This window comes from Pseudomonas sp. KUIN-1 (genome assembly GCF_009176725.1).
Classification (GTDB): Bacteria; Pseudomonadota; Gammaproteobacteria; order Pseudomonadales; family Pseudomonadaceae; genus Aquipseudomonas; species Aquipseudomonas fragariae.
Window position 1 is genome coordinate 3010777 of record NZ_AP020337.1, and the last position, 19534, is coordinate 3030310.

The 19534-nt window shown below is 62.2% G+C and carries 1 protein-coding gene and 1 pseudogene (1 of these 2 cut by a window edge); both read left to right on the forward strand.

Features of this window, described 5'->3' with window-relative positions; translation table 11 throughout:
- Positions 1–16037, forward strand: a pseudogene (gene sypA / locus KUIN1_RS13600) (syringopeptin non-ribosomal peptide synthetase SypA).
- Positions 16034–19534, forward strand: the beginning of a protein-coding gene (sypB, locus tag KUIN1_RS13605; RefSeq protein WP_152092036.1) for a syringopeptin non-ribosomal peptide synthetase SypB. The gene runs 12909 nt beyond the window's last position; only the first 3501 of its 16410 coding nucleotides appear in the window; it begins with the start codon at positions 16034–16036; its stop codon lies off the right edge, out of view. The pseudogene sypA and the gene sypB overlap by 4 nt, the downstream one beginning before the upstream one ends.

Below are 19534 nucleotides of genomic sequence, written 5' to 3' on the forward strand. Positions count from 1 at the left end.
ATGGCACTTGCCCTGACCGCTGCCCAACGCAATATCTGGCTGGATCAGATGACCCAGGGCGACTCGCCGTTATACAACATCGGCGGCCATCTGGAGATCGACGGCGCCCTCGATTACGAACTGTTCCAGCGGGCCGTGGACCTGTTGATTGCAAAACACGACGCCCTGCGCATGGTCCTGCTCGACCAGCGTGACGAGGAGGGCGTGCCGCTGCAGACCTTCGCCACGAGCATGCCGATGCCGGTGACACCGATTGACCTGCAAAGGCAGGACGATCCGTTTCAGGCTGCCGAACACTGGATGCAGCGTCAGCTTGAGCGTGCGTTCCGGCTCGATGGCGAACCGCTGTTCCGTATACATTTGCTCAAGCTCGAAGCACAGCGCTTCTACTGCATGATTTACGCCCACCACATTGCACTCGACGGCTGGGGCATCGACGGGCTCTGCGCGTCGCTCAGTGAGCTTTACAACGCGCTGCACGATCAGCACACACCCGATCTGACGGCACCGTCCTATGTCGACTTCATCAAGGACGACAGCCAGTATCGCGGATCGCGACGTTTTGCCCTCGATCAAACCTATTGGCTGGACAAGTACCGCGACATTCCCGAGCCCTTGCTGGTGCCACGCCCGCGTCCGGCTCAGATTCAGAACGAAGCACCAAGCCGCAGCGGCCACCTCAGCTACGGTCTGGCCCGTGACCTGGAACAGCAGATCGACGACCTGGCCCTGAGCCTGAACGCCTCGTCGTTCCATGTTTTGCTGGCAGTGCTGTACGTGTACTTCACCCGCGCCTATCAGCGTGACGAACTGGTTATCGGCTTGCCGATCCTCAATCGCCCCAATGCCAGCTACAAAAAGACCCTCGGGCTCTTTACCCAGCTCAGCTCAGTGCGTCTGAAATTCAGTGTCGACCTGTCGTTCGCCGAGCTGGTCCAGGGCATCTGCCGCGCGGTCAAGCAGGATTACCGCAGCCAGCGCTTTCCGGTCAGCGACCTCAACCGCCTGCTTGAATTACGCCGTGCCGAGCGCACGCAACTGTTCGATCTGACGTTCTCCTATGAGCGCAACAATCACCTGCTGCGCTTCGGCCAGGCAACCGCCCACGCCGTCAAATCTTCGAACAATCACGAACAGACGCCGCTGGCCATCCATTTACGCACCAACGCTTATGAGGCTGAATCGCGACTGCACTACATCTACAACGAGGCGTATTTTCAGCACGACGAAATCGCCCCCCTTGCCGAACGCTTGCGGCACGTCCTTGAGCAGGGGCTGGCGAACCCGCACCTGCCTGTGCATGGCTTCTCGCTGACCGGCATGACCGACACTTTCAAGATGCAGACGTGGAATGCCGGTCAGCCACATTTTGCCAATGACCTGACGATTCACCAGCAGTTTGAAGCTCGCGCCGCAGAACGCCCGGACGCCGCTGCACTGGTGTTCGAAGAGCAGACCCTGAGCTACGGCGAGCTCAACGCGCGTGCCAATCAGGTTGCCCATCGTCTTTTGGCCTTGGGGGTACGCCCTGACGATCGCGTGGCCATCTGCGTCGAACGCGGCCCGGCAATGATTATCGGCTTGCTGGGCATCCTCAAATCCGGCGCAGGTTATGTGCCGCTGGACCCGGCTTACCCGCTTGAGCGTCTGGCCTACACCCTCGGCGACAGTGCGCCGGTAGCATTGTTGAGCCAGCAGTCAGTACAGCCGGCATTGCCGGTGTCGGATGTGCCGCTTATCTATCTCGATGATGTCGACCTGCAGGACGAGCGCGCCTGCAATCCGCAGGTATCGGTCAGGCCCAGCGACCTTGCCTACGTGATCTATACCTCCGGTTCCACCGGCCTGCCCAAGGGCGTGATGGTCGAGCATCGTAATGTTGCACGGCTGTTCTCGGCCACCCAGGACTGGTTCGGTTTCAATGAACAGGACGTGTGGGCGCTGTTCCATTCGTTTGCCTTCGACTTCTCGGTCTGGGAAATCTGGGGCGCGCTGCTGCACGGCGGGCGCCTGTTGATCGTCCCGCAACTAGTCAGTCGCTCGCCCGAAGACTTCTATAACCTGCTGTGCAGCGCCGGGGTCACGGTGCTCAACCAGACGCCGAGTGCGTTCCGCCAACTGATTGCGGCCCAGGACGACAAAGAGCAGGTGCATTCGCTGCGCCAGGTGATTTTCGGCGGTGAAGCGCTGGAAACAGCGATGCTCAAGCCGTGGTATGCCCGTAAAGTCAACGCCTCAACACAACTGGTTAACATGTACGGCATCACCGAAACCACGGTGCATGTGACCTATTACCCGTTGCAGCCCGAAGACGCCCGGCGCGTTGGCGCCAGCCCGATCGGCAAACGCATTCCTGACCTTCAGCTGTACCTTCTGGATGCCTATGGCCATCCGCTGCCGCCGGGCGCAGTGGGCGAGTTGTACGTCGGCGGGGCAGGTGTGGCGCGTGGCTACCTCAATCGCGACGAATTGAACACGACGCGCTTTCTCGACGATCCGTTTGCCTCGGCACCCGGTGCGCGGATGTACCGCTCTGGCGATCTGGGTCGCTGGTTGCCGGACGGCAGCCTGGAATACCTGGGCCGTAACGATGAACAGGTGAAAATTCGCGGTTTCCGTATCGAGCTGGGCGAGATCGAAGCCCGATTGAGTGCCTGCGAAGGCGTGCGTGATGCCGTGGTTGTGGTACGTGAAGACGAACCGGGCGACCAGCGTCTGGTGGCCTATGTCATCGGCACCGCCGGGCAGGAACCGGACGCTACCTGGTTGCGTGAACAGCTGCGTCTATCGCTGGCCGAGCACATGCTGCCGAGCGCTTTTGTCAGCCTGGAGGCTTTCCCGCTGACTGCCAACGGCAAGCTCGACCGCAAGGCACTGCCGGTGCCAACTGCCGACGCCTTTGCCCGGAGTCAATATGAGGCGCCGGAGGGCCTGGTGGAAACCAGGCTGGCCACATTGTGGGTAGAGCTGCTGGGCGTCGAGCAGGTAGGCCGACATGACCAGTTCTTCGAACTGGGTGGGCATTCGATGCTGGCGGTAAAACTGATCGAGCGCATGCGCGACATCGGTCTGAATGCCGACGTGCGCGTACTGTTCGGCCAGCCGACCCTGGCCTCGTTGGCGGCCGCCAGCGGCAAGACCACAGACGTGCAGGTGCCAGCCAGCAGGATTCCCGCCGATTGCCAGCGTATAACGCCGAACATGCTGCCCCTGGCCCGGCTCTCCCAGGCACAAATCGACCGTGTGGTCGCCGCAGTGCCGGGCGGGGTGAGCAACGTGCAGGATATCTATGGGCTGGTGCCGTTGCAGGAGGGCATCCTCTACCACCATTTGTCCAGTGGAGAGGGTGATCCGTACCTGTTGCAGGCGTTGTTGCGGTTCAATAGCTTCGAGCAGCTGCTGGACTTCACGGAGGCCTTGCAGCAAGTCATTGACCGTCACGACATTCTGCGCACGGCGGTAGCCTGGGAAGAGCTCGACGAGCCAGTGCAGGTGGTCTGGCGTCAGGCACGGCTGCGGGTCGAGGCGTTTTTGCCGCACCCGGACCAGGGTGATGTCGCGGCCCAGTTGCAGGCACAGTTCGATCCACGACGGATACGCATGGATCTGCATCAGGCCCCGATGATGCGCCTGCATTACGCGGAAGATCCCGCCGACCATAGCTGGGTTGCGGTGTTGCTGTTCCATCACCTGATCGATGACGCCACCTCGCTGGCCCTGTTGGGCGCAGAGATCGAGGCGTTCAGACAAGGGCGCGGCGAAGGTTTGCCAGCGTCGGTGCCGTATCGCAACCACGTGGCTCAGGCGCGATTGAGCGTGAGCCGCGAGGATCACGAGGCGTTTTTCCGCGAGATGCTCGCTGATGTTGACGAGCCGACCCTGCCGTTCGGCCTGCAAGACGTGCAAGGCGACGGCAGCGGAGTCGACGAAGCCCTGTTGCCGGTTGCCCTGGAGCTTGCCCAACGTTTACGCGCCCATGCCCGGCGATTGGGCGTCAGTAATGCCAGCCTGCATCACCTTGCGTGGGCGCAGGTGGTCGGGCGCCTGTCGGGGCGGCAGGATGTGGTCTTCGGTACAGTGCTGATGGGCCGCTTGCTCAGTGGTCAAGGCGCCGAACGGGCCTTGGGCATGTTTATCAATACCTTGCCGTTGCGGGTTGCTGCCGGAGAGCAGGGCATTCAGGCTGCAGTGCGCACCACCCACGCACGGTTGGCGGCGTTGGTCAGTCACGAGCATGCACCGTTGTCGCTGGCTCAGGGGTGCAGTGGCGTGGCGGCACCGACACCTTTATTCAGTGCGCTGATGAACTACCGCCATGTCGCGGTCGGCGCCCAGGCACCTCAAGATGCGGGGCAGACCAGGACCTGGGCCGGTGTCGAGGTGCTCGGCGGTGAGGAACGGACCAACTACCCGCTGTCGCTGTCGGTAGACGACCTCGGCGACTCCTTCGGCCTGACCGTTCAGGCCGTAACCGGAATCGGTGCCAGGCGCATCTGCGGTTACATGCACACCGTACTGGAGCAACTGGCCGATGCGCTGGACAGCCAGCCCGATGCGCCCTTGCATAGCCTCGACTGGTTGCCCGCGCACGAGCGCCGCCAGCTCCTGGAAGACTTCAACGCGCTCGATGGCGCGTACCCGAAAGATCTGTTGTTGCACCAGCTATTTGAGGCGCAGGCCGCGGCACAACCGGATTCGATGGCGGTCACTTACGAAGGCCAGCATCTGAGCTACGCCGAGCTCAATCAGTGGGCCAACCAGATTGCCCATCGATTGATCGCCGAAGGCATCGGCGCTGACGACCGGGTGGCGATCTGTGTGGAACGCGGTCTGGAAATGATTGCGGGCCTGGTGGGCATTCTTAAGGCCGGCGCAGGTTACGTGCCACTCGACCCTTCTTACCCTGAAGAACGCTTGGCCTACATGCTTGAGGACAGCGCACCGAAAATGCTGCTGACCCAACGCGATTTGCGCGAGCGCTTTGCGCAGGCCGCCATGCCGGTGTTGCTGCTGGAAGCAGACGCCCGCGCCGAAAACGCTATTGACAGAGCGCCGACGACCAATCCGCAGCTCGCAGGGCTTAACGCGCAGCACCTAGCGTATCTAATCTACACCTCGGGCTCTACCGGTCAACCCAAAGGCGTGGCCATGCCCCATGCGCCGCTGGTCAACCTGATGCATTGGCAGATCGCCCAGACTGTCGAGCACCGCCGCCCGAGGCAACGTACCTTGCAGTTCGCAGCGCTGGGTTTTGATGTGGCTTTTCAGGAAATCTTCAGCACCTTGTGCGCGGGCGGCGAACTGTCGCTCATCCACAGCGATATGCGTCTGGATTTCCGTCGCCTGTTCCAGCACATCTGCGAACAGCGCATCGAGCGCTTGTACATGCCGTGCATTGCCCTGCAGGCATTGGCCGAGGCCGTGGTCGCCGAACCCGAACAGCCTGAGTGCCTGTTGCAGGACGTGATCACTGCAGGTGAACAACTGCGAATCACCGAACCGATGCGGCATTTCTTCGCCCGTCTGAACGACGCCCGCCTGCACAACCATTACGGCCCGACCGAGTCCCACGTGGTCACGGCGATGACCCTTGAGGGCAACCCACAGGCCTGGCCAACCTTGCCGAGCATTGGTCAGCCGGTGGCCAATACCCGCATCTATCTGCTTGACGAACACATGCGCCCGGTGCCGGTGGGCGTGGCGGGTGAACTCTACATCGGCGGTGTGTGTGTCGCCCGTGGCTACCTGAATCGCGATGACCTGACTGCCGACCGCTTTATCGCTGATCCGTTTGCCACCCGCGAGGACGGCAACCCATGCGCGCGTCTGTATAAGACCGGCGATCTGGGTTGCTGGCAGGACGACGGCAACATCATCTATATGGGCCGTAACGACGACCAGATCAAGATCCGTGGTTTTCGTATTGAACTGGGGGAAATCGAAGCACGCCTCGGTCAATATCCAGGCCTGCGCGATGCGGCGGTGCTGGCCCGCGAAGACGTTCCCGGTGAAAAGCGCCTGGTGGCGTATTTCAGTGTGCAGGCCGGCCAGGCTTTGCCTGAGGCCGACCATATGCGCCTGCATTTACAGGCGGTGCTGCCTGATTACATGATCCCGGCAGCCTATGTACACCTGGAAAAACTGCCGGTGTCGCCCAATGGCAAGCTGGATCGTCGTGCGTTGCCGCAGCCATCTGCCGAGGCCTTCGTCAGTCGCGACTATCAGGCGCCGTTCGGCGACACCGAAACCATGCTGGCCGCACTCTGGTGCGAAGTGCTGAGTGTGGAACGGGTCGGTCGCCAGGACCATTTCTTTGAGCTGGGCGGTCATTCACTGCTGGCGGTGAAGCTGATCGAGCGCATGCGTCAGGTTGGCCTGAGTGCCGATGTGCGCGTGCTGTTCGGCCAGCCCACCCTTGCCGCACTGGCGGCGGCTGTGGGCGGCGGCATCGAGATCGACGTTCCGGCCAACGGTATTCCCGACGGCTGTACGCACATCATCCCGGACATGCTGACCCTCACCACGCTGGACCCGGCGAGTATCGAGCGCATTGTCGCTGGCGTTTCCGGTGGTGCGGCGAACGTGCAGGACATCTACCCGTTGGCGCCGTTGCAGGAAGGCATTCTTTATCACCATATCGCGGCTGAACAGGGCGACCCGTATCTGCTGCAAGCGACCTTCGCCCTGCATGATCCGACGCACGTACGACGCTTTGCCGAAGGCTTGCAGGCGATGATCGATCGCCATGACATCCTGCGCACGGCGCTGGTCTGGGAGGGTCTGGAACAACCGCTGCAAGTGGCTCTGCGCCGGGTCGAACTGTCGATGGAGCAGATCACCCTGGCCCAGGACGGCGGCGATATCGTCGCTCAGTTGCAACGCCGTTTTGATCCACGCGAGTACCGCCTCGATCTCAATCAGGCCCCGCTGATTCACCTGGCCTTTGCCGAGGACTCGGAGAACCAGCGCTGGGTGGCAATCCTGCTGTTCCACCACATTGCCCTTGACCACACCGCGCTGGACGTGATGAGCGTAGAAATGCTCGCCCACTTGCAAGGCACCGCAGCGCAACTGCCGGCGGCGATGCCTTACCGGAATTACGTGGGTCAGGCTCGTCTGGGCGTGAGTCGCAAGCAACACGAGGCGTTTTTCCGCGAGATGCTCGGTGATGTCGATGAACCGACCCTGCCGTTCGGCCTGCTTGAAGTGCAGGGTGACGGGCAGGGTATCAAGGAGGTTCGCCACGCTCTTCCGGCTAATCTGTGTCAGCGTCTGCGTACTCAGGCGCGGCAACTGGGAGTGAGTGCAGCCAGCCTGCATCACCTGGCCTGGGCGCGAGTGCTGGGCAGCGCCAGCGGACGTGAAGACGTGGTCTTCGGCACTGTGTTGCTGGGACGTATGCAAAGCGGCCTGGGTGCTGACCGCGCCCTGGGGATGTTCATCAACACCTTGCCGCTGCGGGTCGATGTCGGTAACTGCGCCGTGCGTCAGGCCGTGCGTCAGACCCACGCCCGATTGACCGCATTGCTCGGCCACGAACATGCGCCGTTGGTGTTGGCTCAACGTTGCAGCGCGGTGGCCGCAGCCTCGCCGCTGTTCAGCGCGCTACTCAACTACCGCCACAGCCCGGCACGCGAAGCCAGCGGTGGCGAGCGTTGGGCGGATACCCAGGTGCTCGGCGTACGCGAAAGGACCAACTACCCGTTGACCCTGTCGGTGGACGATCAGGGCGAAGGCTTCCTGTTGAGCGTACAGGTGGCTGCCGGATTCGATGGCCAGCGGATCTGCGGTTATATGCAGACCGCCTTGAGCCATCTGGTCGAGGCCCTTGAATCCGCGCCGGACTCAGCCGTGCGTGACCTGTCGGTGGTGCCGGAAACAGAACGCCGGCAACTGCTGGTGGCGTTCAACGACACCGCGCGGGATTACCCGCAGCAACAGACCGTGCATGGCCTGTTCGAAGCTCAGGTGCGTGCGCACCCAGAAGCTTGCGCGGCGATCCACGACGGTGTTGCCGTGAGCTACGCCGAACTTAACAACAGAGCCAACCGCCTGGCGCGGCATCTGCTGGGGCTCGGTGTGCAGCCGGGTGACAGCGTGGCGATCCTGCTGGAACGCAGCCATGATTTGCTCGCCAGTCAGCTGGCAGTGCTCAAGTGCGCGGCGGTGTACGTGCCGCTGGACGTCAACGCACCGGTCGAGCGCCAGAGTTTCATGATTGAAGACAGCCGGGCGCGTGTCCTGCTGACTCACAGTCAGGTATCGCTGACAACCGGCGCACAGCGTGTTGACCTCGATGGCCTGACGCTGGAGCGTCTGAAAGGCACCGATCTGGCATTGCCGCCGCAGTCCAGCGAAAGCGTTGCCTACATCATGTACACCTCCGGCTCCACCGGCACGCCGAAGGGGGTGCTGGTGCCGCACCGGGCCATCAGCCGTCTGGCGATCAACAACGGCTATGCCGATTTCAATGCACAGGATCGCGTCGCATTTGCCTCCAACCCGGCCTTTGACGCCAGTACCCTGGATGTCTGGGCGCCGCTGCTCAATGGCGGCTGTGTGGTGGTGATCGGGCAGCACGATTTGCTCTCGCCGCTGAATTTCCAGCGCCTGTTACTGGAACAATCGGTAAGCGTACTGTGGATGACCGCCGGATTGTTCCATCAATACGCTTCAGGTCTGGGCGAGGCCTTTTCGCGCCTGCGCTACCTGATTGTCGGCGGTGATGTGCTGGACCCTGCCGTTATTGGACGGGTACTGGCGAACAACCCCCACAGCATCTGCTCAACGGCTATGGCCCGACCGAAGCCACCACGTTCTCCGCTACCTACGAGATTGTGTCGGTCGGCAATGGCTCGATTCCTATCGGCAAACCCGTGGGCAACAGCCGTTTGTATGTGCTCGATAACCAAGGCCAACCAGCGCCGCTGGGCGTTGCCGGCGAGCTGTATATCGGTGGCCAGGGTGTCGCCAGGGGTTATTTGCACCGGGATGAGCTGACCCTTGAGAAATTCGTCGCCGACCCGTTCGACAGCGACCCGCAGGCACGCCTGTACCGCACTGGCGACCTGGTGCGCTGGCGTGCCGACGGCAACCTGGAATACCTCGGTCGCAATGACGAGCAGGTGAAGATTCGTGGTTTCCGTGTTGAACTGGGTGAAATCGAAGCACGTCTGGCCGAACACGCCGAGGTCCGCGAAGCCGTAGTGCTGTGCCGTCAGGATGCGCCCGGCGACAAGCGTCTGGTCGCTTATGTCACGGCGCAGCAGCCTGAAACTGCACTGGACATCGAACACCTGCGCAGCCATTTGCAAGGCTTGTTACCAGACTATATGGTGCCGGCAGCCTACGTGCAGCTCGATTCACTGCCGCTGACCGCCAACGGCAAGCTCGATCGCAAGGCCCTGCCAGTGCCGGATGCGCAGTCGCTGGTCAGCCGTGGTTACGAAGAACCGTTAGGCGAGGTCGAAGTGGCGCTGGCCGAGATCTGGGCCGAGGTGCTGCAGGTCGAGCGGGTTGGCCGCAACGATCACTTCTTCGATCTGGGCGGGCACTCCCTGCTGGCCATGCGCATGGTGTCTCAAGTACGCCAGCAACTGGGCGTGGAATTACCGCTGGGCGAGCTGTTTGCCCTCGGTGAACTGGCAGCGGTGGCAGCAGCGCTGAGTAGCGTGGCGCGCAGTGAGCTGACAGCGATCCTGCCGGTGAAGCGTGATCAGCCAATGCCATTGTCCTTCGCCCAGCAACGGTTGTGGTTCCTGGCACAGATGGACGGCGGTAACGAAGCCTATAACATCCCGATGGCGCTGAGCCTTGAGGGGATGCTCGACGTCACCGCCCTGACGCGTGCCCTGGCACGCATCGTCGAACGCCATGAAACCTTGCGCAGCCGGTTCGTGAGCCGCGAAGGCAGTGCACAAGTGCTGTTCGCGCCCACCTGCGCAGACGCCAGGCTGTCTGTCGAAGACATTCGTCATGCGCCCCATCGCCTGGAAGGGTGTATTCGGGTCGAGGCGGTCGCACCGTTCGATCTGGCTCTCGGCCCACTGATTCGCGCTCATCTGCTGCGCGTGACCGACGAGCGTCACGTGCTGCTGCTGACCGTGCACCACATCGTCGCCGACGGCTGGTCGATGGGCGTGCTGAGCCAGGAACTGCTGGCGCTGTACCCGGCGTTCTGCCAGGGACAGCCCGACCCACTGCCGCCTCTGGCGATCCAGTACACCGATTACGCAGTATGGCAACGTCGCTGGCTGTCCGGCGAGCGCCTGCAACACCAGGCGGCCTACTGGCGCCAGGCACTGGAGGGCGCGCCGACGCTGCTCACGTTGCCGACTGACCGGCCACGCCCGGCACAGCAGGACTTCGCCGGCGCCAGCCTTGCGGTGCAACTGAACGCAAGCCTGACGGCAGATCTGCGCAAACTGGCGCAACGTCAGGGCGTCACGTTGTACATGGCGCTGATGGCCGCCTGGGCGACGACACTCGCGCGTCTTTCCGGTCAGGCCGACGTAGTAATCGGCAGCCCGGTGGCGGGACGTGGCCGTACCGAACTGGAAGACCTGGTCGGCCTGTTCGTCAACACCCTGGCGGTACGCATCGACACCTCGGGCAGTCCGAGCGGAGAAGCACTGCTAACCCAGGTCAAGGCGCGCGTACTGGAAGCACAGGAACATCAGGACCTGCCGTTCGAGCAGGTCGTGGAAGTGGTTCGTCCGACGCGCAGCCTGGCCCATCCCCCTTTGTTCCAGAACACGTTGAACTGGATGCCCGGCAAACACGCCGCCGCGTCGCTGGGCGACCTGCGAGTGGAGCTGGTCGGGCAGATCAGTCAGGTGTCCAAATTCGACCTTTCGCTGAACCTGAGCGAGCATGGCGAGACGCTGGTCGGTACGCTGGACTACGCCACGGCGCTGTTCGACGAAGTGACCGTGCAACGGTATCTCGGCTATTTCGTGCAGGTCCTCGAAACCCTGGCGGCTGATGAGCAGGCGCATCTTGATCGCATCACGCTGGTCGGCGAAGAGGAACGCCGTTACCTGCTGGAAACGCTCAACACGGCGGCGCTGCAGGTTCATGACGAGCAGACGGTGCATGCCATGATCGAAGCCCGGGCAGCCAGCGCACCTGAAGGTGTAGCGGCTCAGGTGGGCGAACATTGCCTGCACTACGGCGAGATGAACCATCGTGCCAACGCACTGGCCCATCACCTTATCAGTCTCGGCGTAGGTGTTGATGATCGCGTGGCGGTCATGGCCCGTCGCGGCCTGGACACGCTGGTGGCCATGCTCGCCGTCCTCAAGGCAGGCGCAGGCTACGTCCCGGTCGATCCGTCGCACCCTGACGAGCGCATTGCCTATCTGCTGGCCGACAGCGCACCCAAAGTGGTACTGACCCAGCAGGCCCTGACGAGCCGTGTGCCGGAAACGGCTGCACCGGTCATCGCCTTCGACCGGCCTGAATGGCCGCAACGCCTGGAAAACCCGCAGGTGGCAGGGCTCAACGCCGCGCACCTGGCTTACGTGATCTACACCTCCGGCTCCACGGGTCAGCCAAAGGGCGTGATGGTCGAGCACCGCACTGTCGGCAACCTGATCGACTGGCATTGCCAGGCCTTTGGTCTGCAGGCTGGCAGCCATACTGCGAGCGTCGCAGGCTTCGGCTTCGACGCCATGGCCTGGGAAGTCTGGCCGGCGCTGTGTGCCGGGGCGACCCTGCACCTGCCGCCTGCGGACGTGGGTAATGAACAGATCGATGCACTGCTCGACTGGTGGATCGCCCAGCCGCTGCAGGTGGCCTTCCTGCCGACGCCGGTCGCCGAGTACGCCTTCAGCCGAAACCTGTCTCATCCCACCTTGCGCACGCTGTTGATCGGTGGTGACCGTCTGCGCCAGTTCCAGCGTGATCCGGGCTTCACCGTCATCAACAACTACGGCCCGACCGAGGCCACGGTGGTCGCCACGTCGGGGCGCTTGCTGCCCGACGGCAGCCTCGACATCGGCAAACCGATTACCAACACCCGCGTGTACCTGCTCGACGAGCATCAGCAACTGGTGCCGCTGGGTGTGGCGGGCGAGCTGTACGTCGCTGGTGAGGGGGTGGCGCGGGGTTACCTGAACCGGCCGGAGATGACCGCCGAGCGCTTTCTGCGTGATCCGTTCCACTGCGACGCCGACGCCCGGATGTACCGCACCGGCGACCTGGCACGCTGGAATGCCGATGGCACTCTTGACTACCTGGGGCGTAACGATGACCAGGTGAAAATCCGCGGCTTACGCGTAGAACTGGGTGAGATCGAAGCGCAGCTCAGCCAGTTGCCAGGCATCGAAGAAGCGCTGGTGCTGGCCCGTGAGGACGAACCGGGCCAGCCAAGGCTGGCGGCGTATTTCATCGAGCGCGACGGTTCGCTGTCGATGCCGGTGTCCGAACTGCGCGCTGCCTTGCTGGCAGTGCTGCCGGGCTACATGGTGCCCAGCGCCTTCGTGCGTCTGGCCGCCTGGCCGCTGACCGCCAATGGCAAGGTCGACCGTCGCGCCTTGCCATTGCCGGATCGCGAAGCGCTTCCGGGTCGGGACTACGAGGCACCTCAGGGGCCGGTGGAAACCGCCGTGGCCGAGATATGGAGTTCATTGCTGCAAGTCGAGCGCGTGGGGCGTCATGACCACTTCTTCGAGCTGGGCGGCCACTCGCTGCTCGCTGTCAACCTGATCGCACAGATGCGGCACCAGGGGCTCAATGCCGATATTCGCACCCTGTTCACACAGCCGACGCTGGCCGCGCTGGCCGCGGCGGTGGGTGGCGCAAGTGAAATAACAGTCCCGGAAAATGCCATCCCGGACGACTGCACGCGCATCACGCCGGAGATGCTGCCGCTAGCCGATCTCGATCAGGCCGCCATCGACCTCATTGTCGCCAGCGTGCCCGGCGGCGTGGCGAATGTGCAGGATATCTACTCGTTGGCGCCGTTGCAGGAGGGGATTCTCTATCACCATCTGGCGGCAGAAGCAGGCGACCCGTACGTCCTGCAATCGGTGTTTGAGATTGCTGACCGTGCGCGCCTGAACGCCTTTGTCGGCGCCTTGCAAAGTGTGATTGATCGCCACGACATCCTGCGTACTGCGGTGCAGTGGCAGGGCCTGGAAACACCGGTGCAGGTCGTCTGTCGTCAGGCTCAACTGCCTATGGAGCAGGTCGAACTCGATCCGCTTGAAGGGCCGATCATGGAGCAGCTGCAACAACGCTTCGACCCTCGCCATTCGCGGCTGGACATGAGTCAGGCACCACTGCTGCGGCTGGTTTTCGCCGAAGACCAGCCCAACCAGCGGTGGGCGGCGATCCTGCTGTTCCATCATATGGTCCTCGACCATACGGCGCTGGAGGTTGTGCTCCACGACATGCAGGCACATCTGCTGGGCCAGGCTGGCCAACTCGATGTCGCCATTCCGTATCGCAACTATGTGGCCCAGGCCCGCCTGGGTGTGAGCCGCGAGGACCATGAAGCGTTCTTCCGCGAACTGCTCGGTGATATCGACGAACCTACGCTGCCGTTCGGCCTGCTGGATGTGCAGGGCGATGGCCGCGACATGGGAGAGAGCAGCCTGACACTGGACCGTCAGTTGAACCTGCGCCTGCGCGCCCAGGCCCGGAAGCTTGGGGTAAGCGCCGCGAGTCTGTTCCATCTGGCGTGGGCTCAGGTATTGAGCAAGGTGTCGAGCAAGCGAACGGTGGTATTCGGGACCGTGTTGATAGGCCGCATGCAGAGTGGGGAAGGCGCCGACCGGGCGCTGGGAATGTTCATCAATACTTTGCCGTTGCGCGTCGACCTGGCAGGGCAGGATGCACGGGGCGGGGTGCGGGCGACTCATGCCCGGCTCACCGCGTTGCTCGGGCACGAACACGCGCCGTTGGTGCTGGCGCAGCGGTGCAGTGGCGTGGCGGCGCCGTTGCCACTGTTCAGTTCGCTGCTCAACTACCGCCACAGTGGCGTAGCTGAACCATCGGTCGAGTCGATTGAGGCCTGGCGCGGTATAGAGGTGCTCAGTGGCGAGGAACGCACTAATTATCCGTTGACCTTGAACGTCGACGACCTGGGCGACGCCTTCAGGTTATCGGTGCTAGTGACCGGCAAGGTCGGCGGCGAGCGAGTCTGCGGGTATATGCAGACCGCGCTGGGAAGTCTGGTCGATGCACTGGAACAGTCACCGGACACTGCCCTCGACAGTCTGCCGATCCTGCCTGCTGCCGAGCGTGAGCAACTGCTGGTGCAGTTCAACGATACGGCGCTGGAATATCCGCACGAACAGACCATTCATGGGATGTTCGAAGCGCAGGCCGAGCGCACGCCGGAGGCGCTGGCAGTGGTCCACGGCGAACAGCGTCTGAGCTATCGCCAACTCAACGAACGGGCCAACCGCTTGGCACATGCCTTGCGCAAACAGGGCGTCCAGCCGGATTCGCGGGTCGGGATCTGTGTTGAACGCGGGCCGGAAATGGTCGTCGGTTTGCTGGCGATTCTCAAGGCGGGCGGCGGTTATGTACCGCTCGACCCGGCGTATCCGGTAGACCGGATTGCTTACATGTTGCAGGACAGTGCTCCGGCAGCAGTGCTGGCCCAAACCGCTACCCAGAGTTTGCTGGCGGACGTTTCGGTGCCGGTGATCAATCTTGATCAGGACAGCTGGCAAGACGAATCCGTACAGAACCCGGAAGTGCCGGGGCTGACTTCGGTGCATCTGGCTTACCTGATCTACACCTCGGGCTCGACCGGTCTGCCCAAGGGCGTGATGATCGAACACCGCAATACCGTGAACTTTCTGACCTGGGCTCATAGCGCTTTTGCCGGTTCGGCGTTGGAGAAGACGCTGTTCTCCACCTCGTTGAACTTCGATCTTGCTGTGTACGAGTGCTTCGGACCGCTGACCTCGGGCGGCAGCATCAAGGTGGTTCAAAACGTCCTTGAACTGCAACACGGCGATCACGACATCGGCCTGATCAATACTGTGCCGTCGGCGCTGAAAGCGCTGCTGGAAATCAACAGCTTGCCAAAGTCGGTTCACACCGTGAACGTGGCGGGTGAAGCCCTCAAGCGCAGTCTGGTGGAAAACCTGTTCGAAAAAACAGGCGTGCAGCGCCTGTGCAACCTCTATGGCCCTTCGGAAACCACCACCTACTCAAGCTGGGTGGCGATGGATCGCGAACAGGGCTTCGCTCCGCACATCGGCAAACCGGTCGGCAATACGCAGTTCTATCTGCTGGACGAACAGCAACAGCTGGTTCCATTGGGTGTCGCCGGTGAAATCTACATCGGCGGTGCGGGTGTGGCGCGGGGCTACCTGAACCGTGATGACCTGACCGCCGAGCGCTTCCTCGCAGATACGTTCAGCCGGCACCCACAGGCCCGCATGTACCGCACCGGCGACCTGGGTCGCTACTTGCCAGACGGCAATATCGAATACCTGGGCCGTAACGACGATCAGGTGAAAATTCGTGGCTTCCGTATCGAGCTGGGCGAGATCGATGCGCGCCTGGCCAAACACCCGGCGGTTCACGAGGCGGTAGTCACCGCCCGTGAAGACGTCCCTGGCGACAAACGCCTGGTGGCTTATTACACAGTCTTGTCCGCACAAACGGAGCCGGCCATCGACAGTCTGCGCGGCTGGCTGCTAGGGCAGTTGCCGGCCTATATGGTCCCGGTGGCTTATGTGCGTCTCGATGCAATGCCCCTGACGCCCAACGGCAAGCTCGACCGCAAGGCGTTACCTGCGCCGGGTGAGGGCGCGTTGATCAGCCGGGGCTATGAAGCCCCGCAAGGCGAGAGAGAAATACTGATCGCCGCTATCTGGCAAGACCTGCTGGGTGTCACGCAGGTTGGACGGCATGACCACTTTTTCGAGATGGGTGGCCACTCGCTGCTCGCTGTCAGCCTGATGGAACGCATGCGTCAGGAAGGCCTGGAGGCCGAGGTCAAGTCGCTGTTCAAACACCCCACCCTCATGGAATACGCAGCAACAACGGAAAGAATGGAGATTGTTCTGTGAGCATGATTGAACTGTTGGCAGTACTGGAAGAGAAAGATGTGCAGCTTGCCGTCAAGGGCGACCAACTGGTCGTCAGCGGCAAGCGACAGTCCCTCATGGAGCCCGCCGTGCTGGCGCTGTTGCGCGAGAACAAGGCGGCGTTGATCGAGCTGATCAACGCCGGCGAGTATTACAGCGGCAAAGCCGATGAAGTGGAGGTTCCCGCCCAGGCGATTACGCCGGGCTGCGAGCACATCACTCCCGCCATGTTGCCGCTGATCAAACTCGACCAGGCGGCCATCGAAACCATCGTTGCCCGCGTCCCTGGCGGTGTGCGCAATGTGCAGGACATCTACTCGCTGGCGCCATTGCAAGAGGGCATTCTTTATCACCACATCGCCGCTGAGCAGGGCGACCCTTACGTACTGCAAGCACAGTTCACGATTGCTAGCCGGGAACGTTTCGACGAATTCACCACGGCCTTGCAGCAGGTCATCGACCGCCACGACATCCTGCGTACCAGCGTGGTATGGGAAGGCCTCGCCGAGCCGGTACAGGTTGTCTGGCGCAAGGCTGATCTGGTGCTCAGCGAAATCATCATTGACCCGGCCGCGGGCCCCGCCAGCGAGCAATTGCAACAACGCTTCGACCCACGGCATTACCGTCTCGATATCAGCCAGGCACCGTTGCTGCGTCTGGCCTTCACCCACGACGTGGCCAACCAGTGCTGGGTGGCGATGCTGCTGTTTCACCACATCGCCATCGACCATGCGGCGCTGGACCTGGTGCAGCATGAAATCCATGCGCACTTGTACGGTCAGGCTCATACCCTGGGCGAGCCGGTACCGTACCGCAACTATGTGGCACAGTCCCGGCTCGGTGTGACGAACAAGCAGCACGAAGGATTTTTTCGCGAGATGCTCGGCGACATCGATGAGCCAACGTTGCCGTTCGGCCTGCACGATGTGCGCGGCGACGGCCATGGCATCGAAGAAGCGCACCAGACTTTGCCTGCTGAGCTCAGCCAGCGTTTGCGGGCCCAGGCCCGACAGCAGGGGGTGAGTGCGGCGAGCCTGCATCACCTTGCCTGGGCTCAGGTGCTCGGGCGCCTGTGCGGGCGTAACGATGTGGTGTTCGGCACAGTACTGCTCGGGCGTATGCAAGGGGGCAACGGGGCTCGCCGGGCCCTGGGGATGTTTATCAACACCTTGCCGCTGCGCGTAGCCGTGGGTGAGCAGGAGGTGCGCGCCGGGGTCAAGGCGACCCATGCTCGCTTGACCACCTTGCTCGGTCACGAACACGCGTCCCTCGCGTTGGCCCAACGTTGCAGCGGCGTAGCTGCACCGACGCCACTGTTCAGCGCACTCCTCAACTACCGCCACAGTTCCGCTGAGGCGGTGACCGGTCAGGCGATTCAATTATGGGAAGGGATCGAGGTAAGAGGCGGCGAAGAACGCACCAACTACCCGTTGATTTTGTCCCTCGATGATCTTGGCGAAGGATTCAGCCTCAATGTTCAGGCTGTCGCCGGTATCGGCGCCCAGCGGGTTTGCGGCTATATGCAGACGGCGCTGGAAAGCCTGGTGCATGCGCTGGAACAGACGCCACACGCGTCCTTGAACAGCTTGCCGATCTTGCCTGCTGCCGAGCGCGAGCAGTTGCTGGTGGGGTTCAACGGTACGAAGCTGGATTATCCGTCGCAGCAGACCATTCATGGCTTGTTCGAAGCACAGGTCGAGCGCACGCCGCAGGCGGTGGCAGTGGTCTACGGCGAACAGCGCCTGACGTATCACGAGCTTAACCAACAGGCCAACCGTTTGGCGCATGCCTTGCTTAAGCAAGGCGTTCAGCCGGACTCACGGGTCGGGATCTGCGTTGAACGTGGGGCAGAGATGGTCGTCGGTTTGCTGGCGATCCTCAAGGCAGGCGGCGGTTATGTACCGCTCGACCCCGCTTATCCGGTAGAACGAATTGCCTACATGTTGCAGGACAGCGCTCCGGCAGCCGTGCTGGCCCAGACCGCTACCCAGCGTTTGCTGGCGGACGTTTCGGCGCCTGTGATCAACCTTGATCAGTGCAACTGGCAGGACGAATCCGTCCAGAATCCAAAGGTGGCGGGGCTGATCTCGGCGCATCTGGCGTACCTGATCTATACCTCGGGTTCGACCGGCCTGCCGAAGGGCGTGATGATCGAGCACCGCAACACCGTTAACTTCCTGACCTGGGCCCACAATGCTTTTGAGGGCTCGGTATTGGAGAAAACGCTGTTCTCCACCTCTTTGAATTTCGACCTTGCGGTCTACGAGTGCTTCGCGCCGCTCACCTCGGGCGGCAGCATCAAGGTCGTCAGGAACGTTCTTGAACTGCAACACGGCGAGCACGACATCGGCCTGATCAACACTGTCCCGTCGGCGCTGAAAGCGCTGCTGGACGTTAACGGGCTGCCGGATTCGGTCCACACCGTGAACGTGGCCGGTGAAGCGCTCAAGCGCAACCTGGTAGAAAACCTGTTCGAAAAAACCGGCGTCCAGCGTCTGTGCAACCTCTATGGCCCTTCGGAAACCACCACCTACTCAAGCTGGGTCGCGATGGACCGCGAAGACGGCTTCGCTCCACACATTGGCAAACCGGTCGGCAATACGCAGTTTTACCTGCTGGATGAGCAGCGGCAGCCCGTGCCATTGGGTGTTGCGGGTGAAATCTACATCGGCGGCGCCGGCGTGGCGCGGGGTTATCTGAACCGTGACGACCTCACGGCCGAGCGCTTCCTCACGGATCCGTTCAGCCAGCAGCCAGCGGCACGCATGTACCGCACCGGTGACCTTGGCCGTTATTTGCCAGACGGCAATATCGAATATCTGGGCCGTAACGACGATCAGGTCAAAATCCGTGGCTTCCGTATCGAACTGGGTGAGATCGATGCGCGCCTGACCAAACACCCGGAAGTCCATGAAGCGGTGGTCACTGCCCGCGAAGACATTCCCGGCGACAAGCGTCTGGTGGCTTATTACACCCTGATCCCAAGGCAGGCTTCGGTGGACATCGACAACCTGCGCGGCTGGCTGCAGGAACAACTCCCGGCCTACATGATCCCTGTGGCCTACGTGCGTCTCGACGCAATGCCGCTGACTCCGAACGGCAAGCTCCACCGCCAGGCGCTGCCAGCGCCGGAAAGTGACTTGCTGATCAGCCGTGGCTACGAAGCCCCTCAGGGCGAAATCGAAACGCAGATCGCGGTTATCTGGCAAGAATTGCTGGGCGTCGAGCAGGTCGGTCGTCACGACAACTTCTTCGAACTCGGTGGTCATTCGCTGCTGGCAGTCAGCCTGATCGGGCGCATGCGTCACATCGGTCTGAGTGCTGATGTAAAAGTGCTGTTCAGCCAACCGACCCTCGCCGCACTGGCCAGTGCCGTGGGCGGCAGCGATGAACCCGGCAGTGATGAAGTAACCGTAGCGACCAACCTGATCACCCCGGGTTGCCAACGCATCACTCCAGACCTCTTGCCGCTGATCAAA